Source organism: Hydrogenophilus thiooxidans, assembly GCF_019049855.1.
Taxonomy (GTDB): Bacteria; Pseudomonadota; Gammaproteobacteria; order Burkholderiales; family Rhodocyclaceae; genus Hydrogenophilus; species Hydrogenophilus thiooxidans.
In genome coordinates this window covers 59,322-77,890 of the sequence record NZ_JAHLSY010000011.1, presented here as the reverse complement: position 1 = coordinate 77,890, position 18,569 = coordinate 59,322, and the positions used below count along the sequence as shown (strand labels likewise).

The following is an 18,569-nucleotide window of genomic DNA, read 5'->3' as shown; positions in this document are numbered from 1 at the left end:
GCATGCTTACGCATCGACGGTCGAAGCCGAAACCGCTGGCGCATCCTGCACCGCCAGATCCCCTCCGACGCGCCGTTTTTCCGGCCACGGGCGCATCGCGGGTGGTACCGCGGCGGTGCGGGCAATCAGATCGTCCGGAATCGCTTCGGCTGCCGCCTTGACCCCGAAATCGTACGGGAAGTCATCGACTCGGATCACCAAGTCACGAAGCCGGTTGCGCTGGATCACTTTGCGGTATTCGTCTTCAGTTATCACCCCTTGCGCATACGCTTCATCCCAAATCGCATCGACACTGCCGCTGGTAAGTGCTTCGATGCTCGGTGCAAAGCGTCCCGCTTTCTGCGCGTCGCGCAATTTCGCTTCGATCGGCTCACACGCTTGGGTGGCCAAGAGTGCTGCTTCCAACGCCCCCAGCGGCTCCTCGAGCGATTGGGGCAAATAGACGAGCGCGGTCAAACGGTCACGCGTAGCCCCGGGCTCCATCAGGCCCATCGCCACCCGATGTCCCAGACGATCGTCCGGCGTACGGAACGGACGCCCCAGCGGGAAGGTGACGAACCGCGCCAACGCCCGCGCCGGTGCGATTGGGAAATTGTCGATCACGCCAGTAAAGGCCACTTGAGCGCGGAAAAACGCATCCCAGATCGCCCAGTGCAGGAACGGCGCATCCCCAGCTGGACGGCCATCCGCTTCGAAGCGTTTGAGCGTAGCGCTTGCCAAGTAGAGCTGCGACAAAATGTCACCCAAACGGGCAGAGAGCCGCTCTTTACGTTTCAGCGCACCCCCCAACACGCCCATCGAGACATCGGCCAAGAACGCGAACGCTGCGGAAAAACGGGTCAGCTGTTGGTAATACCGACGGCACTCGGGGGCAACGCTCGATGGCACCCGAACGAAACGGGCCCCGGTAAGCCCCATCACCAGCGCACGGGCACCGTTGTTGAGCGTATAGGCGATGTGACTCCAGAACGCGCGGTCGAACGCATCGAGGTCACCGTTTTGCGCGGCACGCATCTCTTCGAGCACGTAGGGATGGCACCGGACCGCCCCTTGCCCGAATACGATGAGGCTGCGGGTGAGGATATTCGCCCCTTCGACGGTGATCCCCACGGGAATCTGCTCGTACGCCCGCCCCAGGAAGTTTTGCGGACCCAAACAGATTCCTTTGCCACCGACCACGTCCATCCCGTCGTTGACGGTTTGCCGCGCCCGCTCGGTCACGTGGTATTTGACGATCGCCGAAACCACCGACGGTTTCTCACCGAGATCGACCGCGCCCGCGGTAAACACCCGCGCTGCGTCACACAGGTAGGTGTTGCCGCCGATGCGCGCGAGCGCCTCTTCCACCCCTTCGAAGCGACCGATCTGCGTCTTGAATTGGTATCGGATCCGCGCGTACGCACCGACCGCGCGCGCCGTGACCTGCTGCATCCCAGTGTTGGAACCAGGCAGCGAAATGGAGCGGCCTGCTGCAAGGCACTCCATCAACATCCGCCACCCTTTGCCCACCATCGCCTCACCACCGATCACGAAATCGAGCGGAATGAAGACCTCTTCCCCGCGGATCGGTCCGTTCATCCACACCGCGTCGAGTGGAAGGTGCCGACGCCCGATTTCGACGCCCGGATGGTTTGCCGGAATGAGCGCGAGCGTAATCCCGATCTCTTTCCCTCTACCCAACAAGTTTTCCGGGTCAAAAAGCTGGAACGCCAGCCCGAAGACCGTACACACCGGCGCGAGCGTGATATAGCGCTTGTTGAAGCTCACGCGAATACCGATCACCTCTTTGCCCTGGTATTCGCCGCGGCAGACGACACCGGCATCGGGAATCGACGCGGCGTCCGAACCGGCCCAAGGACTGGTGAGCGCAAATGCGGGAATCTCTTCCCCGCGCGCCAGGCGCGGCAAGTAGTAGGCTTTCTGTTCCGGCGTCCCATAGTGGAGCAGCAGCTCTGCAGGCCCCAACGAATTGGGCACCATCACGGTCACTGCCGGAGCGCTCGAACGGGTCGAGAGTTTGGTGATCACCTGCGAATGGGCGTACGCGGAAAAACCTTTCCCGCCATACTCTTTCGGGATGATCATCCCGAGGAACCCCTTTTCCTTGATGAACTGCCAGACGGCGTCGGGCATGTCCTTCTTGAGGCTGCACTCCCAATCGTCGACCATGCGGCAGAGCTCCTCGGTTTCGTTTTCGAGGAACGCTTGCTCTTCCGGCGTCAGTTTCGGCCACGGGTAGCTCAGGAATTTTTGCCAATCCGGGTTCCCACGAAAGAGCTCCCCTTCCCACCAAACGGTGCCCGCCTCAAGCGCATCCCGCTCCGTCTGCGACATTTGCGGCAGCGCTTTCGCAAACGCTTTGAAAATGGGCACCGTGATCAGACGTTTGCGCGTCGGCCGATGCCCCAACAAAAAGACCACGCCACACCAGGCAAGCGCCACGACAACCGTGACCCATACCGGAAACGCTGCGTTGATGGCCAACGCCAACCACCAAACCAGGATCGCTCCACCCCAGAGAAAAAGAGGCGCTCGCCCATAGGCGAGCGCGACCACCAAGGGAGGGAGGAAGAGCAACAAGAGCCAAGCCATGACCATCTCCTATTCGAATGGATCGAACGTTTGTTTGAATCCTACTAAAAAAAAAGTTTGTTGGCAAGTCGTCTCACGAACTTCTTGCGAAAAGGGTCGGTATACTTCGCCCATGTTTGCCTGGTTCGATACCCCCGAAAGCGATAGCGGCACCCCTCTGGAGATTTGGGCAGAGCCGCTCGAAGCCTATCACGAAACCACAGACCCAAATGAAGCGCGACAACTGCTGAATGCGGCCGAACGGGAAGCCCACCATTCCAAATCGGATGCGGACGGCCCCCTCTGGGCGTTTGCGCTCGACTACGAGTGCGCCCCGTGGTTCGACCGCGCGTACGCCAACGCTTTTGCCCATCGCCCGCCGGGGCGGTTGCGCTTGTGGCGCTTTGGTCGCTACCGCGTTTTGCCGAGCGACGTAGCCGACACCACCGCAGCAAAAAGACAATGGCATCCTTGCGGCGCTGACGACCCAGCCGGATTCCTCGGTTGGCATACGCCTTGGACACCAGCGCACTACCAAGCTGCGTTCGCGCGGATTCACCATTACTTGACAACAGGGGATTGCTATCAGGTGAACCTCACCTTTCCCTGGTATGCGCGCTGCTACGGGTCGCCGCTTGCCCTCTACCGCCGCTTGAAAGCGGCGCAACCGGTACCCCACGGCGCGTTCCTACCCCTACCAGACGGCGGAGCGATCCTCTGTCGCTCCCCGGAACGGTTCTTCGCCCGCCGCGGCAATCGGGTAATCTGCCAACCGATGAAAGGGACGGCGCCGCCTAACGCCGTCAACTGGCTGGACGAAAAGACCCGGGCAGAAAACGTGATGATCGTCGACCTCATTCGCAACGACCTGAGCCGCCTTGCCCCCACAGCGGGCGTGCATGTTGCGCAACTCTTCACCGAGACCCACTACGCGACGGTAACGCAACTCACCTCGACGATCGTCGCCGAAGGGGTATACGCCACCCTATGGGAGATTCTTACCGCGCTATTTCCGTGCGGCTCGGTAACCGGCGCCCCGAAACGCCGCGCGATGGAGATCATCGGCGAACTCGAAACCGCCCCCCGTGGTGTTTACTGCGGAGCAATCGGCATGCTCCTCCCCGGAGGGGCTATCGAATGCGCGGTCCCGATTCGCACCTTGACGATCGACCCCCACGGACACACGGTCTTTTCCGTCGGCAGCGGCATCGTCATCGACTCCGACCCCACGACCGAATGGCAAGAGTGCCTCCTCAAAGGGCGGTTCGTTCAGGCGCTCCCCGCGCCCATTGGCCTGATCGAAACGATGCGTTGGGAACCGGACGTTGGCTGCGCGCTGTGGCCCTACCACGTGGCGCGCATCCGCTCGAGCGCCGCGGCTTTGGGCATCCCATTCGACGAAGCGGCTTTCACCGCCGCCGTCGAACGCGCCGCTCTCCTTGCGCAAACCCAAGCCGTGCCGCTGCGCATCCGCGCGGAACTCGCGCCCGACGGAACCGTGACAAGTACCGCAACCCCCTGGGCTCCTCCCGCCCTACCGGTACGTTTCCGCATCACCCAAGACCTGGTGATCGACCCTACCGATCCGTTGCAGCGCCACAAAACGACACGCCGCGCGCATTATGACTGCCTACTTGCCGAGGCCCTCGCCCACGGCTGTTTCGATTACCTGGTGACGAATAACCGTGGCGAACTCGTCGAAGGGTGCCGCACCACGCTTTTCGTGCAATTTCCGGGTGAACCGAAGCTCGCAACCCCGCCCTTGGCAAGCGGTTGTCTAGCTGGGGTCTTACGGGCAAAACTCCTTGCGGAAGGGGACGCAGTCGAGTGGCCCCTCACCCCCGCCGACCTCACGCGCGCCGAACAGCTCTACCTGGGAAACGCCCTTCATGGGTTGCTGCCTGCTGTTTGGGACGACGCGTCACCCACCAACTCGCGATAAGCGTGCCAAGTGGCGTGACCAAGAAGCGGCAGGGTTACCGCCAAACCAAAGAGCACCAGCGCGTACCCCAGCAATGTCAAGCCTACGATCCAAGCCGCCCAGACCGCCATCGGCCAAGGGTTCGTGCGCACCACTTGGACACTGGTCGCGACCGCAGTAAAAAGATCGACGTCGCGATCCAAAAGCAGCGGAACGGAAACCACGGTCACGGTAAATATCCCCGCAGCAACCAACCCGCCGGTCACGAACCACGCGACGACGAGCGGCCACTCCTCTCCCGAAACGATCAACGCCGCGATGGTCGGCGACGCGGTTTCCGGTGACGCAAGAACCGCAAACAGCATCGCGGTGAAACGCTCCCAGACCAACATCACCAAGAGCAACCCCAGCCCCACTTGGGCCAGACTCGCTTTTTTCGCTTTGACCAACGCCAGCGCGTCGAAAAAGGCTGGCCGCTCGACCGTGCCCCGTAATCGGCTCAACGCGTAGAGTCCCGCGGCCAAGAGCGGTGCAAGCAGAAAAAACCCGGAAAACGCAACCGCCATCAGGTGCGGCGCGCGAAGGGTAGCCAAGACGATCAGCCCACCGCCGATCGCAAATACCACGCCAAAACCCAACGACGAAAGGGGATCGTAGCGAAGATCCTCCCACCCTTTCCGTAACCAACGCAGCGGGGCGTCGATGCCCACCGTTCGAACCGCTAACGCTTTCTCCTCCATGGGCGCTCCTTTCGTGGTCGCGTGGGGGATATGCTTATCACACGTGATGCCGTCCAAGACATGACGCTTTTTTCCCATGATAAAGTATCAGCCACCGAAATACCAGTCAAGAGGAGAGACGTATGCGGTTCGAAACGCAATTGATCCATGCCGGCTATTCCCCCGACCCCACGACGAAAGCGGTCGCGGTACCCATCTATCAAACCACCTCGTATGCGTTCGACAATACCCAGCACGGCGCCGACCTTTTCGACCTCAAGGTCCAAGGCAACATCTACACCCGAATCATGAACCCGACCCAAGCGGTGCTCGAAGCGCGGGTTGCCGCGCTCGAAGGGGGCGTTGGCGCGCTTGCGCTCGCTTCGGGGATGGCCGCGATCACCTACGCGATCCTCACGATCGCCGAAAATGGCGACAACATCGTGACGAGTTCGACGCTCTACGGCGGTACGTACAACCTCTTTGCGCACACGTTGCCGCAGTTCGGCATCGAAGTCCGCTTTGCCGACTACCGTGACCCCGCGTCGTTCGAACGGTTGATCGACGCCAACACCAAAGCGCTCTTCTGCGAATCGGTCGGCAACCCGCTCGGCAACGTCACCGATTTCGAACAGCTCGCAGAGATCGCGCACCGCCACGGCATTCCGCTGATCGTCGACAACACCGTTCCCACCCCTTACCTCTGCCGTCCGTTCGAGTATGGTGCCGATATCGTCGTCCATGCCCTCACCAAGTACCTGGGCGGACACGGAACGACGCTCGGTGGCATCATCGTCGATAGCGGCAAATTCCCCTGGGCCGAATATCCTGAGAAGTTCCGCCGTCTCAACGAACCGGACGTCTCCTACCACGGCGTGGTCTATACCGAAGCGCTGGGACAAGCCGCCTATATCGGGCGCGCGCGCGTCGTGCCGCTACGCAACATGGGTGCAGCGATCAGCCCGTTCAACGCGTTCCTCATTCTGCAAGGAATCGAAACGCTCGCCGTGCGGATGGACCGCATCTGCGAAAACGCCGTCCAGATTGCCGAATTCCTGAAAAACCACCCGAAAGTGGCGTGGGTCAACTACGCTGGGCTTCCCGACCACCCCAGCTATCCGCTCGTGCAGAAATACATGAACGGGCGCGCTTCGGGCATCCTCAATTTCGGCGTCAAAGGCGGACGGGAAGCCGGGGCGCGCTTTCAAGACGCGCTCAAACTCTTCACGCGGCTGGTCAATATCGGCGACTGCAAGTCGCTCGCCTGCCATCCGGCATCGACCACCCACCGTCAGCTGGCACCGGAAGAGCTCGAAAAAGCGGGGGTCAGTGAGGACATGATTCGGCTTTCGATCGGGATCGAGCACGTCGACGACCTGATCGAAGACCTCGACCAAGCGCTTGCCGCTGCGTAACGGCGCTTTCAGACCGTCACCCCCTTTTGGCTGCGTGCGCAGCCAAAAGGGGCATCACCACGACCGTTTACCGGACTTTGCACACAACCAGCGGCCTATTCGGGACGCACCTCACTGGGCAAGGCGGTTGCGCCGTCCGATTCCGTAATAGACGATCCCTTCGCGCGCAAGCGCCTCCGGATCGTACTGGTTGCGGCCGTCAAAGATCACCGCCGGCGATTTCAGCAACCGCTTCACCGCCTCGAAGTCAGGGTGGCGGAACGGCTTCCATTCGGTGACGAGCACCATCGCATCCGCCCCTTCGAGTGCGCCATACTGGTGTGTCGTGAAAATGAGCCGTTCTTCGGTTTGCCAATCCTGCGGAAATACCTTCTGCGCGTTCGCAATCGCCACCGGATCGTAGGCCTTCACACACGCGCCCCGTTCGATGAGCCCCGTGATGAGCGGAATCGACGGCGCTTCGCGCATGTCGTCGGTGCCCGGCTTGAATGCCAGCCCCCAAACACCAAACGTGCGCCCAGCAAGCGATTCACCGAAACGCGCGACGATCTTGTTGAGTAACGTCTGTTTTTGCGCCGCATTGCGCGCTTCCACCGCGTCGAGCACGAGTGGTTCTACTCCGACGCGCCGTGCCATCTGCACGAGCGCTTTGACATCCTTGGGGAAGCACGAGCCGCCGTAACCCGCGCCTGGGTAGATGAAATGGTAGCCGATGCGCGCGTCGGAGCCGATCCCGATACGCACCTTTTCGACGTCGACATCGTACTGCTCACAGAGCGTCGCGATCTCGTTCATGAAGCTGATTTTGGTGGCGAGCATCGCATTGGCCGCGTATTTGGTCATTTCGGCGTCGCGCACCCCCATATAGATCACGCGCTGATGGCTGCGGTTGAACGGCGCGTAGAGCTCTGCCATCACCGAGCGCGCCCGCTCGTCGTCGGTGCCCACCACGATGCGGTCGGGACGCATGAAATCCTCGACCGCCGCACCCTCTTTGAGGAACTCGGGGTTGGAGACCACCGCAACCGCCAACGATTTGCCGCGCGCGGCGAGCGCCGCCTCCACTTCCGCCTTCACCTGCTCGGCAGTACCCACCGGAACGGTCGATTTGTCGACGACGATTGCATCCCGCTCGATCACCGCACCGATCTGCCGCGCCACCGCGAGCACATGTTGCAGGTCGGCCGAACCGTCTTCTTGCGGGGGTGTGCCCACCGCAATGAAGAAAAGGTCACACGCTTGAGCAGCATCCGCAAGTTGCGTGGTGAAGTGCAACCTGCCCTCCCGCGCGTTGCGCTCGACGATCTCATCGAGCCCGGGTTCGTAGATCGGCAACCGTCCCGCTTTCAACCCTTCGATCTTCTCAGCGTCGATATCGACGCACCAAACCGTGTTACCCATTTCGGCAAAACAGGCACCGGTCACCAATCCCACGTAACCCGTTCCGATCACAGCCAGTTTCATCGCATTCTCCTTTTTCTATTCGGTGACGATTGTACCTTCGCTCGGTGCTGTCCAAACGGACCGGTACATTTTTTGATCTATGTCATCGCAACCGCGCTTTCTGGCCTATAGAATCGACATCCTAAGCACACCCAAAGGAGCACGGCGATGACGATCGCAGAACACCTCACCGCGGAACACCGCCATTGTGAAACGCTCTTTTCCCAGTTGGAAAACGTCCTGGACAACGAGGACTGGGACGCGATCACGACCGCGTGGCGGGCGCTCGCCGATGACCTCTTACGCCACTTTGCGGTGGAGGAAGAAACCCTCTTTCCCGCGTTCGAAGCGAAAAGCGGAATCACGCAAGGTCCCACCCGCGTGATGCGCATGGAACACGATCAGATGCGCGAACTGCTGGCAGAAGGTGACGCCGCAGTCGCCGAACACGATGCAGAAAATTTGCGCGGGGTGGTCGAGACGTTACTCATCATGAATCAGCAGCACAACCTCAAAGAGGAAAACGTGCTCTACCCGATGTGTGACCAACTCTTGGGCACCGAATTCGTCACCCAACTTCAGGAGACCGTATGAGTGATCCCGCGGTAGCGCACGACAAGCCTTGGGCGGAACCACCGCCCGGCTTTACCGAAGTCGGATGTGTCACGATCGACGCCCGCACTTGGCTGCCACCGGAACCCTTCAACCGGACCATCGAGACGTTAGAGACGCTGCACCCAGACCAGTGGATCCGCTTGTTGCTCTATCGCCATCCTCTCCCGCTCTTCGAGGCGTTGGACGAATGGGGGTGGCGCTATTCCTGCCACGACCACGACGACGGCACGGTTGAAGTACGCATCTGGAAACCCTACCCGTGAAGACCGCCGATCTGCGTATCGAAGCTGCGCCCGCGTATCGGATGCCGATGGGTTGGTTTGCGCTCGCCCCTTTTTTTCTGGTACTTGCGGGCGTTTTGCTCCTCAGCGAAGGACCTGAGCTCTTTTTGAGTCGCTGGCATCCTGCTGCGTTGGCGCTCACCCACCTTTTTGCGCTCGGTTTCATGGGTTCGGTGATGGTCGGCGCGTTGATGCAGGTCATCCCCGTGCTCTCCGGGCAAAGCTGGCCACAACGATGGCGGCAAAGCCGCTGGCCGCTGGCTGCTTTTGCTGGCGGGGTCTTGGCGTTGGCTGCGCACTTCCTCTGGACCGGTTCGCCCAGCGTCGCCCACGCGCTCGCTGGCGTTGCGCTCGCGTTGCTGCTTGCCGCACTGGCTCCAGTTGCGTTCCTCACCCTGTGGTTGCTGCTGCGCATCCCCTCGCTTTCCGACAGCATCCGCGATCTGCGCTGGGTTGCCGCGGGGCTCGGGCTCACGGTAGCCCTCGGTGCGCTGCTCCTCCTGCAGCGAATCGCCCCAGACCATTTCGCGTTCGACCATCTGCAATGGGTGACACTGCATCTGAGCGCGGCGTGGGGGCTGTGGGGCTTGGCGCTGGTTGCTACGGTTGGGTTCGTCGTTGTGCCGATGTTCCAACTCACACCGGTATTCCCCCCTACCACGCGACGGCGTTTCACCACTGCGCTCTGGGGAGCCGCACTCATCACATTCATCTTCAGCGTCATCCATCCGGAAAAGACACCGCTCTGGGTAGTCCTTGGCGTTGGCTGGTTGGCGTGGGCATTCGCGGCACAAACGCTCGCCCTGCAAGATCGCAGCAAACGCAAAAAACGGGAGACCACAGGGCACCTTTGGCGGGGCGCGATGATCGCCCTATGTCTTGCCGTGGCGATGGCCTTTGCCAGTGCCACTTTGCCTGAGTTTTCTCCATTCCTTGTCGGCATCATGGTCTTCTGGGGCGGATTCGCCGGGGTGATCTGCGCGATGTGGATCAAGATCATTCCCTTCCTTACCTGGCTCAACATCCAACAGATGCCCAACCGCAAAGGTTTTCCGCCGACGATGCTCAAGATCACCCCGGAAAAGGAAGGCGAACGGTTGCGTTGGCTCTGGCTAGCAACGCTTTTGCTTCTTTTCGCCGCCGTTTTCCTGCCGGAACCGATGAGCCGCGTTGCGGGCATCGCGGTGATTGCCACGGCAGTGCAACTCGCGCGCATCCTCTGGCACGCGTGGCAACTCTTCAACGAATGGGAACGAAAACATCTCGACCCCACAGAATCCGCTCAAATCGCTACGTCATGAGTTACATTCTGCTCAAACACCTGCATCTCACCACCGTTACGCTCACCATCACCGGATTTCTTCTTCGCTTTACTTGGCGGCTTCGCTCCCACCCTTGGCTACACGCGCCACTAACCCGTGTCCTTCCCCACATCAACGACACCCTGCTGCTGACTTCTGGGCTGGGAATGGCAGCGATGATCGGCCAATACCCCTTCACCACACCGTGGTTGACGGCGAAATTCTTTTGGTTACTCGCCTACATCATCGCAGGGCACTTTGCGCTCAAACGCGCACTGACACGCCGCGGACAGTGGTGTGCATGCATCGTGGCGTTGGTGTGTGTTGCGATGCTCGTCGGCACTGCGATCTACCACCACCCACTCAGTTGGCTGACACCACGCTTTGCCATAAATTGACGCGGGTCAAGGCATCTTTCCGCACGAATCATTAGACTGCTCCTTGCCAACCCATTGTCGGGTTTTGTGACAAGGAGCCAAACGATGAGGAGTACCTTTTCCACGACAACGGCCCGCAATATTTTCTATGGCGGCGCCCTTTTTTCTTTTTTGCTTTTTCTCGCGCTGACGTTCCATACCGAAAGCGCGTTGCCGCAGCGTGACGCCCGTGCGTTGCTCGAAGCCAACCCCCAAGTAGCCGTGGGCAAACGGGTTTGGGAAGAAAACAACTGCATCGGCTGCCACACGCTTTTGGGGGAAGGCGCCTACTTCGCGCCGGAACTCGGCAACGTCTACAAACGGCGGGGTCCTGAGTTCATCAAGGCTTGGATCAAGGCACAACCGACCGGCACACCGGGGCGGCGCCAAATGCCGCAGTTCAACCTCACCGAGGAAGAGCTCGACGCGTTGGTGGAATTCCTCCGTTACGCCTCGGAGATCGATACCAACGGCTGGCCGCCCAACATCGAGGGTTGACGATCCGTTCTTTTGCCGATAACGAATCCATCAGGAGGACCTTCTCATGAAGTACCAATCACAAGCGGTGGCCAAGCCCTACTTCGTCGCGGCGATCGCGCTCTTCGTCGCGCAGGTGCTCTTTGGCCTGATCATGGGCATTCAGTACGTCGTCGGTGACTTTCTCTTTCCGGCGATTCCTTTCAACGTGGCGCGCATGGTCCATACCAACGCGCTGATCGTCTGGTTGTTGATGGGGTTCATGGGTGCTGCCTACTACCTCGTCCCTGAAGAGGCGGAACGCGAACTGCATGCTCCGAAGCTGGCGATCGCCACCTTCTGGATCTTCCTCGTCGCAGCCGCACTCACCGTATTGGGCTATCTCCTGGTTCCGTACGCGAAGCTGGCCGAGATGACCGGCAACGACGTCCTGCCGACGATGGGGCGTGAATTCCTGGAGCAACCGACGATCACCAAGATCGGGATCGTCTTGGTCGCGCTTTCGTTCCTATATAACCTCAGCATGACCTTCCTCAAAGGACGTAAAACCGCGATCAGCTCGGTGCTGCTGCTCGGGCTTTGGGGGCTGGCGATCTTCTTCCTTTTCTCCTTCGTCAACCCGGATAACCTCGTCCGTGACAAATTCTACTGGTGGTGGGTCGTGCACCTTTGGGTCGAAGGGGTCTGGGAATTGATCATGGGTGCGATCCTGGCGTTCGTCCTGATCAAAGTGACCGGGGTCGACCGCGAGGTGATCGACAAGTGGCTCTACGTGATCATCACCCTGACCCTGGTCACCGGAATCATCGGAACGGGGCACCACTACTATTGGATCGGCACACCGGGCTACTGGCAAGTGTGGGGCTCGGTCTTCTCCGCGCTCGAACCGATTCCGTTCTTCGCGATGACCCTCTTTGCGTTCAACATGGTCAACCGTCGGCGGCGGAACCATCCCAACCGCGCCGCTACGCTCTGGGCGCTGGGAACGGGTGTGATGGCCTTCCTGGGCGCGGGTGTTTGGGGATTCCTCCATACCCTCTCACCCGTCAATTACTACACCCACGGCACACAAATCACCCCGTCGCACGGTCACCTGGCTTTCTACGGGGCGTACGCGATGGTGGTGCTGACCATGATCTCCTACGTCTGGCCGAAATTGAACGGTCGCGAAGCCAACGGCAACCGTTCGCAAGTGCTCGAGATGTGGGGGTTCTGGGTGATGACCATCTCGATGACCTTCATCGCGCTCTTCCTCACCGCCGCGGGGATTCTCCAAGTGTGGCTGCAACGCATGGGCGCGAATCCGCTCCCCTTCATGGAGGTGCAAGAGCAACTCGCGCTCTTCTACTGGTTGCGCGTGATCGCGGGCGTCGCGTTCTTCGCCGGCCTGCTCGCCTACATCACCAGCTTCTTCAAGGGCGTGGAAGGTTCACCCGAATATCGACCGCTCGCCCAAGAGGCGTCGGCATAACCGAGTTGGGCTCTCCTATCGTGGGAATTGACCCCGGCAGGCGCTGCCCGCCGGGGCTTTTTTCTGCGGTTCAGATTGCTTGGGTTGCATCTGACCCGTGCGCTTTCTCCTGAAAAGAAACTCAAACATGGCTTCCTCCTGCAACACACCATACACAAACTCGCTCAGCTTCAACCCAAGATCAGGGCGCCGCAAATGGCTACGGCGCCGACCACCCACGTCCAGAGCAGCCCCCGCCAGCGCCACACTACCGGACGAAGGTCCATGAAGACATCGACCACCGCCAACCCTTTACCCACCGCCAAGAGCAAGAGGAAGTACGAGAGTCGTTCGCCGGCAACCTGCTGCCGTCCCCATTCGCTCAGGGCGGCAGCTCCCACCGTGGCGACCAGTAAGATCAGGGCAGTGACATCGATCAAGCGCCTGCGCTTTGCTGCTGCAGGATCTTCCATCGCCTTTTTCAAACCGGAATCGTCAGAAGGTAGAGAAGTGGAAAGAGGATCAGCCATACCAGATCGACCATGTGCCAGTAACTCGCCGCCGTTTCGATCCCCACAGTGGCGTCGCGGTGGTAGGAGCCGTGCCTCGCTTTGACGGCAACGATCGCCAGGATCACCACGCCCAGCAGCACGTGCATCGCGTGAAAGGCGGTGAGGGAAAAGTAGAAGGTGAAAAAAAGGTTGGTATCGAGATCGATGCCAGCGCGAAACTTGGCTGCGTACTCGAACCCTTTGCTAACGAGAAAAAGAAACCCACACGCCACCCCAAGCAGGAGCCAAGTGCTAGAGCGTCTTCCCTCTTGAGGAGACGCCGCTTTGGCTGCGACCACCGCCCTGGCTACCCCCCAGCTGCCCAGCAGCAACAACACAGTATTCACTGCCCCCCACCTCGCGTCGAGCGTCGGTTGCATCGCGGCAAAGAGGGGGTAATGAATGCGGTAGCTCACCGCATAGGTGGCAAAGAGCGCGAAAAAGGCGGTCAGTTCTGCCAGAATGAAGAACCAGATCGCCAAATCACCTGGCGGATAGGAGTTTTTTGGCGCCGTAACGAGGTTTTCCCCTGTCACCAACTGGTTCCTTCGGAACGATGGACCTTGTTCCAAGCGTTGTATTTCCCGATCGGCTTGTTCGCCGGGATCTCACGCACTATCGCAAGCGTCTCGGTGTCGATCACCAGAAGCGCACCCTCCGGCGCCGGTTCCATCACGCTTGCCAACGCGTAGCGCCCGTCTGCGGTAAATTCCACGTGGGCAAGGGTTTTTCCCGGTTTCGGGCGTAAAGTTTTGACGACCTCGAGCGTCGTTTTGTCGATCACGGTGAGGGTATCGCGACAGCTCGGCGCCATCATCGAATCGACGAAGAGGTACCGGCTCTTTTCGTGGCTACGGACGAAAAAGCCCGGACCGCAGAGCGGTACCGATTTGACCAACTGCCACCGATCGAGATCGATCACCGAAAGTTCCGCACGGCGCAAATTGGTGGTTGCCATCACCCGCCGATCGCCGTAATCGAAGGTGATCCCAGAGCCCAAATGGGGCATCCCTTCAAGGGGCAAAGATGCAATCGCCTGGCGAACATCGAGATTGACCACGAAACTCTCCCCACTTCGGGACGCGCCGATCAGATTGCGGTACCCCGGAGCGAAGAAGAAGTCATCCAGTACCGCCGGAAGACGTGTCCGCTTGGGATGGAGAAACCCCGGCACGGCCAAGCCTTCCGCCATTTTGTGATCATGAACCAGGCCGTCGAAAACCGGCTCGGCTGCCTCATCGTAACGCACTTCCCACAACTCGGGCATCTCTTTGAAAGCGACGACGAAACTTTTGCGTGGCGGCGCGTCATAGACTGCGGAAAGCCGCGAATGCTCTTTGCGCTCAAGACTTTGCCCAGGCAGGATTTTGATCGGCGTCAGGTTGCTGTCCAAGATCACGAGGGTTTCGGGCAGGGTGTTTGCCACCGCGACATAACGACCATCGCTAGAGACCGCGACATTGCGGGTATTGACCGCGACTCGGATCTCCGCCACCTTTTCCAGCGCCCAAAGATCGAACTTTTCAACCCAACCGTCACGCGACACTACGGTAACAAAGCGCCCATCCGGCGAGAATTTGGGGCCACCATGCACGGCGTAATGGGTGGGCAGCCGAGCCAAAACTTGGAATCGATCGCCATCAAGCACCGTCAAATGGCGGTCACCTTGCTCGACCACCACGAAACGGTTCCAGCGCTCTCCCCCATCCTTCGGGCCGTCGAGCGGCAATACTGGCTTCGACCAGTGGGTAGCCCGCATCGATTCCAACGTCAATTCTGGGATCTCGGCTGGCGCGGTCTTCAACCATTGGGCCAGCGAAGTGATCTGCTCCGGCGTCAATTGCCCGGAAAATGCCGGCATCTGCGTTGCCACCCGTCCCTTCGCGATCACATCGACCACGTTCGGCAACCGCACCCGCTCTAAGCTCTCGGGCAACAGCGCAGGCCCCAACCCCCCGGTACGGTCTGAACCATGACACTGCGCGCACAGATCACGGTACCAGTTCTCCGGTCCTTGCGCAAAAAGCGACGGAGTGTGGCCCAAGACCCACAAAGCCAGCACGATCGCTACCTTTCTCGTTCGCAATGTCATCGAATTCGCCCCTTACAGCGTCAAGATCTCGGCGGTTTTGGACTGCGTTGCAACTTCAACCTGGCCAGGAGTCCCCCCCACCTCCTCGTCGCTCAGATAGCATGCGGGGTCTTCGCTCCAGAGGTCACCAGCGGCCATTTCGGCGCGAACCCGGGAGCTACCGTTACAAAGCGACAAATAACGACACACACCACACCGCCCGCTCACGGCGCGCGGATAGCGACGCAATGCTGCAAGCAACGGATGGGTTTCATCGCGCCAAATCGCTGAGAATGGGCGATGGCGCACATTGCCCAGCGTAACGTGCCACCACATCGTATCGGGATGGACATTACCCAGGTTATCGATATTGGCAATGTTTTCGCCGCTTGCGTTTCCTCCCCACTGACGCAGCTTTGCTGCGATATGCTCGGCACGTTCGGGAAAATGGTCCTGCACCCACAAGAGAAAGAACGGACCGTCGGCATCGTGGTTGCCCGTGGTGTACTCCCGGCCCGTTCCGGCGCGATAATCGGCAAGCGCGCGCTCAAAAAGGGTCGTAAGCGCGTGGCGCGTCGTTTGAGCAACTGCATCACGCCCGCGATTCTTTTTGCCTCGCCCGGCGTAATTGAGGTGTGAGAAATAAAAGCGGGGAATCTCCGCCTCGGCAACCCAATCGAGCAAGGGGACGAAATCGTGCGCGTTCTCCTCGGTCATCGTAAAGCGCACCCCCACCTTCACCCCCAGGTCGCTCAAGGCCAAGAGCGCTCGTTGCGACGCTTCGAACGCTCCTACTTTGCGCCGAAATCGGTCATGCGTCTCTCCCATGCCATCGAGGCTGATGCCGACATAATCGAAATGGGTCGCGGCTATCTGCTCGGCCATCGCGTCGTCGATCAACGTCCCGTTGGTAGAAAGCGCTGTGTAGAGCCCTTTCTCCTTGGCATAATCGGCCAGGAGAAAGAGATCGGGACGCAAAAGCGGTTCCCCGCCGGAAAGAATCAACGCCGGAACACGCATCGCCGCCAAGTCATCGATCACCGCCAGCGCCTCTTCCGTGGTCAGTTCGCCGCGAAAATCGGTGTCGGCCGAGAGCGAATAACAGTGGGCACACAACAAATTACAGCGGCGGATGAGGTTCCAGATCACGACGGGCCCAGGCAAGCGACGGCGCTCCCGAACGGGTGTCGGTTCGAAGAGTTCAGCAATGAAAGCGGAAATGCGAAACATTTTGGGCTCCTTGGGGCAGTGTTACGCGATCGCTGTTGGGCGCAGGCGAACGCCGCTTTTTTTCAGAATCCGTGTCGAATAGAGCGCATCGTGCGCGGCGAGCGCCCGGGGAAAACGCTCGTGACAGGCCTCGATCAGTTGGGCACGTTGCGCTTCCACTTCATCCTGCGTGCGACCGTGCAACATTGCAAAGAGATTGAAGCGCCAATGGGGCAGATGGCGCGGTCGCCGGTAACAATGGCTGACCGCACCGGTTGCCGCCAGCCAGGATCCGACCGCATCCACTGCTGCGTCGGCAACATCCCAGACACACATCGCATTCGCACGATAACCCAGTGCGTAATGATTGACCGCGACGCCCAGACGTCGAACCACGCCGCGTGCCATCAGCGCGGAAAAGGTGTCGATCACCTCGTTTTCGCGCCACCCCAGGTGGGCAGCAACGGTGCAAAACGGATCGACGACACACGGTAACCCGGCTTGCGTCGCGATGAGCAGCGCCCGTTCGCGTGCCGTCAAGGGACACGGCACGATCCCTTCCGCTTTGGACGTTTCCGAGGGTTCTGCTGGCCGCGTTTGCGCCAGGAGTCCCGAGCAGTTCGCCAGCGTCTCCTCGTCAGGGGCCGTTTCCGGCGTCCACGGCAGCAAACGCAAACGGACGAAATATTCGCGCTCTTTGGGGAAGAGCCAAACCCGATATCCAGTTGCCTGCTCGATCGCCCGCGCAACCCCCTTCACCGCGTGCTCGTTTTCACACGCGATCACGAACCAACAGTTGAGTGAATGGGTGCGCAGATAGTGGTGGGCCACTTCGGGAAACGCATTGATCGCCGCAATCGTCTGCTCCAGCGCCGATTCAGGCGCGGCAACCGCCGCGAGGACGAACGCGCCACCGCTGCGTTCGACCTGGATGAACGGGCCAAAACGGGTAATCAGCCCCTTCTGCAACCATTGGGCAATCTGCGCGGCGATCACCCTTTCTGGCACCCCCAGCCATTCTGCCCAACGCGCAAAGGGGCGTTTTGCCAAAGGCAGATGATCTTGAAGCGCCCAAAGAAGGAGTCGCTCTCGTTCGCTCAGCTCATGCGGCGCGGTGGCGGACATAGCGCGCTCCGGTCTGTTTGAAGCAGTGGGTGCTGAAGAGCAGTCGATGGGGAAAACGGTCGAGTGCCAAGCGGTGCTGGATCGCTGCGACCACTTGCGCGACATGGGTCGGATCGCTGCCGTGGACCATCGCATAGAGTGTATAAGGCCAGACTTCGGGCACCGGTTCGCGTCGATAGCAGAGATGCACTTCCGGCTCTGCGGCCAGTTGCACCCCCAGTTCGTCCACCAAAGCAGGCGGCACGGCCCAAACCGCCATTGCATTGGCCGTCCACCCCAACGCCCGATGGCGAACCACCGCACCAAAACGGCGCATCGTCCCTTCGGCGAGCCAATGCGCAATTTGCTGCAGCACCTTGCTTTCCGCCCATCCGCATTGCTCGGCGATCTGCCGATAGGGTTGGGGAACGAGCGGCAATCCGTCACTGAGCAGCGCAAACAATTGGCGTTCCCGACCGGACAATGTCTGCGTGCGCCAGCGGTCACAAGGCGTTTTGGGGAGACGCTCCCGCGCTGAAGTCTTGCGTCCTTGGGCAAGGTCGAACCCTAGGTCGATGTGGTATTCGCGTACCAGCGGAAAGGGATAGATCGGAGCGTCGATCTGCTGACTGAGGGTTGTCAAAAGGGACCGTCCCGCGCTTTCGTTGGGTGCAGTCAATACGAACCAGAGGTTGAGTTCGGCGCCGCTCCGGGCGTAGTTGTGGTTGATTTCCGGGTAGTGCGCGATGATCGAACCCGCTTCGTGCAGCCGCTCGGCTGGAACGGAGGCTGCAGCAAGGGTGCTCCATCCGACAGTCCGCGGCGCCCAAACCGGGCCGATCCGATCGATCCATCCCTTCGCTTTCGCATCGCAAAAAGCGGAACGCACCTTGGCTTCCGACGCATCGTACGCTTTCGCGATTTCGGCAAATGGCCACGAAACCAGCGGAAAGCCACGCTGCCACGCATTGACAAGGTGCAGCGTCCAGGAAGCGTCGAACGGATCCACCTCTACCCCACCCATT

General features: G+C 60.3%; 17 protein-coding genes. 8 read left to right on the top strand and 9 right to left on the bottom strand.

Features of this window, described 5'->3' with window-relative positions:
• Window positions 1–6: 6 nt before the first annotated feature.
• On the bottom strand, window positions 7–2,592 hold the full coding sequence (locus KUL93_RS07075) for an acyl-CoA dehydrogenase (protein ID WP_217126372.1): 2,586 nt from the start codon (window positions 2,590–2,592) through the stop codon (window positions 7–9).
• A 112-nt stretch (window positions 2,593–2,704) separates the two neighbouring features.
• On the opposite strand from KUL93_RS07075, the gene KUL93_RS07070 reads away from it, so the two are divergent.
• Window positions 2,705–4,513 carry a chorismate-binding protein gene (locus KUL93_RS07070; RefSeq protein ID WP_217126371.1) on the top strand — a complete coding sequence of 603 codons (1,809 nt, stop codon included), beginning with the start codon at window positions 2,705–2,707 and terminating at the stop codon, window positions 4,511–4,513.
• Here the strand turns inward: KUL93_RS07070 and KUL93_RS07065 are convergent.
• Window positions 4,459–5,232 carry a DUF2189 domain-containing protein gene (locus tag KUL93_RS07065; protein WP_217126370.1) on the bottom strand — a complete coding sequence of 258 codons (774 nt, stop codon included), beginning with the start codon at window positions 5,230–5,232 and terminating at the stop codon, window positions 4,459–4,461. The two genes, KUL93_RS07070 and KUL93_RS07065, sit on opposite strands and share 55 nt — an antisense overlap.
• Before the next feature lie 122 nt (window positions 5,233–5,354).
• On the opposite strand from KUL93_RS07065, the gene KUL93_RS07060 reads away from it, so the two are divergent.
• Window positions 5,355–6,626, top strand: coding sequence for an O-acetylhomoserine aminocarboxypropyltransferase/cysteine synthase family protein (locus tag KUL93_RS07060; RefSeq protein ID WP_217126369.1), 1,272 nt, complete (start codon window positions 5,355–5,357; stop codon window positions 6,624–6,626).
• A 111-nt stretch (window positions 6,627–6,737) separates the two neighbouring features.
• Here KUL93_RS07060 and KUL93_RS07055 read toward each other — a convergent pair whose 3' ends face one another.
• Window positions 6,738–8,090 carry a UDP-glucose dehydrogenase family protein gene (locus KUL93_RS07055; RefSeq protein WP_217126368.1) on the bottom strand — a complete coding sequence of 451 codons (1,353 nt, stop codon included), beginning with the start codon at window positions 8,088–8,090 and terminating at the stop codon, window positions 6,738–6,740.
• A gap of 147 nt (window positions 8,091–8,237) precedes the next feature.
• On the opposite strand from KUL93_RS07055, the gene KUL93_RS07050 reads away from it, so the two are divergent.
• From KUL93_RS07050 to KUL93_RS07025, 6 genes are all read left to right on the top strand, one after another.
• Window positions 8,238–8,663 carry a hemerythrin domain-containing protein gene (locus KUL93_RS07050; protein WP_217126367.1) on the top strand — a complete coding sequence of 142 codons (426 nt, stop codon included), beginning with the start codon at window positions 8,238–8,240 and terminating at the stop codon, window positions 8,661–8,663.
• The gene (locus tag KUL93_RS07045; protein ID WP_217126366.1) at window positions 8,660–8,947 is read left to right on the top strand and encodes a DUF2249 domain-containing protein; all 288 of its coding nucleotides are present in this window, start codon (window positions 8,660–8,662) and stop codon (window positions 8,945–8,947) included. The genes KUL93_RS07050 and KUL93_RS07045 overlap by 4 nt, the downstream gene beginning before the upstream one ends.
• On the top strand, window positions 8,944–10,266 hold the full coding sequence (locus tag KUL93_RS07040; RefSeq protein WP_217126365.1) for an NnrS family protein: 1,323 nt from the start codon (window positions 8,944–8,946) through the stop codon (window positions 10,264–10,266). Before KUL93_RS07045 ends, KUL93_RS07040 begins: the two co-directional genes overlap by 4 nt.
• Complete coding sequence (locus KUL93_RS07035; protein ID WP_217126364.1) at window positions 10,263–10,664, top strand: SirB2 family protein; 402 nt, start codon at window positions 10,263–10,265, stop codon at window positions 10,662–10,664. The genes KUL93_RS07040 and KUL93_RS07035 overlap by 4 nt, the downstream gene beginning before the upstream one ends.
• 84 nt (window positions 10,665–10,748) lie before the next feature.
• A complete protein-coding gene (locus KUL93_RS07030; protein ID WP_217126363.1) occupies window positions 10,749–11,180 on the top strand; it encodes a c-type cytochrome in 432 nt (143 codons plus the stop codon).
• A 46-nt stretch (window positions 11,181–11,226) separates the two neighbouring features.
• Complete coding sequence (locus KUL93_RS07025; RefSeq protein ID WP_119334956.1) at window positions 11,227–12,630, top strand: cbb3-type cytochrome c oxidase subunit I; 1,404 nt, start codon at window positions 11,227–11,229, stop codon at window positions 12,628–12,630.
• A 170-nt stretch (window positions 12,631–12,800) separates the two neighbouring features.
• Here KUL93_RS07025 and KUL93_RS07020 read toward each other — a convergent pair whose 3' ends face one another.
• Genes KUL93_RS07020 through ahbB (KUL93_RS06995) form a run of 6 tightly spaced genes read right to left on the bottom strand, consistent with a single transcriptional unit; the run spans window position 12,801 to window position 18,568 of the window.
• Window positions 12,801–13,082 (bottom strand): cytochrome C oxidase subunit IV family protein, encoded by a 282-nt coding sequence (locus KUL93_RS07020; RefSeq protein WP_217126362.1) that lies wholly within the window; start codon window positions 13,080–13,082, stop codon window positions 12,801–12,803.
• Window positions 13,083–13,090: 8 nt separating this feature from the next.
• A complete protein-coding gene (locus tag KUL93_RS07015; protein WP_217126361.1) occupies window positions 13,091–13,696 on the bottom strand; it encodes a cytochrome c oxidase subunit 3 in 606 nt (201 codons plus the stop codon).
• Window positions 13,693–15,252 carry a nitrite reductase gene (locus KUL93_RS07010; RefSeq protein WP_217126360.1) on the bottom strand — a complete coding sequence of 520 codons (1,560 nt, stop codon included), beginning with the start codon at window positions 15,250–15,252 and terminating at the stop codon, window positions 13,693–13,695. The genes KUL93_RS07015 and KUL93_RS07010 overlap by 4 nt, the downstream gene beginning before the upstream one ends.
• 12 nt (window positions 15,253–15,264) lie before the next feature.
• Entirely contained in the window at window positions 15,265–16,461 is a 1,197-nt protein-coding gene (gene nirJ / locus KUL93_RS07005; protein WP_217126359.1) for a heme d1 biosynthesis radical SAM protein NirJ, read from the bottom strand.
• A 21-nt stretch (window positions 16,462–16,482) separates the two neighbouring features.
• Window positions 16,483–17,565, bottom strand: coding sequence for a siroheme decarboxylase subunit beta (gene ahbB / locus KUL93_RS07000; RefSeq protein ID WP_217126358.1), 1,083 nt, complete (start codon window positions 17,563–17,565; stop codon window positions 16,483–16,485).
• Window positions 17,543–18,568 (bottom strand): siroheme decarboxylase subunit beta, encoded by a 1,026-nt coding sequence (ahbB, locus tag KUL93_RS06995; protein WP_217126357.1) that lies wholly within the window; start codon window positions 18,566–18,568, stop codon window positions 17,543–17,545. The genes ahbB (KUL93_RS07000) and ahbB (KUL93_RS06995) overlap by 23 nt, the downstream gene beginning before the upstream one ends.
• Window position 18,569: the final 1 nt, after the last annotated feature.

What these genes read in the sequence shown, in the direction of transcription:
- KUL93_RS07075 (WP_217126372.1), bottom strand. Translation starts at nt 2,592, where the DNA reads ATGGCTTGGCTCTTGTTGCTCTTCCTCCCTCCCTTGGTGGTCGCGCTC.
- KUL93_RS07070 (WP_217126371.1), top strand. Translation starts at nt 2,705, where the DNA reads ATGTTTGCCTGGTTCGATACCCCCGAAAGCGATAGCGGCACCCCTCTG.
- KUL93_RS07065 (WP_217126370.1), bottom strand. Translation starts at nt 5,232, where the DNA reads ATGGAGGAGAAAGCGTTAGCGGTTCGAACGGTGGGCATCGACGCCCCG.
- KUL93_RS07060 (WP_217126369.1), top strand. Translation starts at nt 5,355, where the DNA reads ATGCGGTTCGAAACGCAATTGATCCATGCCGGCTATTCCCCCGACCCC.
- KUL93_RS07055 (WP_217126368.1), bottom strand. Translation starts at nt 8,090, where the DNA reads ATGAAACTGGCTGTGATCGGAACGGGTTACGTGGGATTGGTGACCGGT.
- KUL93_RS07050 (WP_217126367.1), top strand. Translation starts at nt 8,238, where the DNA reads ATGACGATCGCAGAACACCTCACCGCGGAACACCGCCATTGTGAAACG.
- KUL93_RS07045 (WP_217126366.1), top strand. Translation starts at nt 8,660, where the DNA reads ATGAGTGATCCCGCGGTAGCGCACGACAAGCCTTGGGCGGAACCACCG.
- KUL93_RS07035 (WP_217126364.1), top strand. Translation starts at nt 10,263, where the DNA reads ATGAGTTACATTCTGCTCAAACACCTGCATCTCACCACCGTTACGCTC.
- KUL93_RS07030 (WP_217126363.1), top strand. Translation starts at nt 10,749, where the DNA reads ATGAGGAGTACCTTTTCCACGACAACGGCCCGCAATATTTTCTATGGC.
- KUL93_RS07025 (WP_119334956.1), top strand. Translation starts at nt 11,227, where the DNA reads ATGAAGTACCAATCACAAGCGGTGGCCAAGCCCTACTTCGTCGCGGCG.
- KUL93_RS07020 (WP_217126362.1), bottom strand. Translation starts at nt 13,082, where the DNA reads ATGGAAGATCCTGCAGCAGCAAAGCGCAGGCGCTTGATCGATGTCACT.
- KUL93_RS07010 (WP_217126360.1), bottom strand. Translation starts at nt 15,252, where the DNA reads ATGACATTGCGAACGAGAAAGGTAGCGATCGTGCTGGCTTTGTGGGTC.
- nirJ (WP_217126359.1), bottom strand. Translation starts at nt 16,461, where the DNA reads ATGTTTCGCATTTCCGCTTTCATTGCTGAACTCTTCGAACCGACACCC.
- ahbB (WP_217126358.1), bottom strand. Translation starts at nt 17,565, where the DNA reads ATGTCCGCCACCGCGCCGCATGAGCTGAGCGAACGAGAGCGACTCCTT.
- ahbB (WP_217126357.1), bottom strand. Translation starts at nt 18,568, where the DNA reads ATGGGTGGGGTAGAGGTGGATCCGTTCGACGCTTCCTGGACGCTGCAC.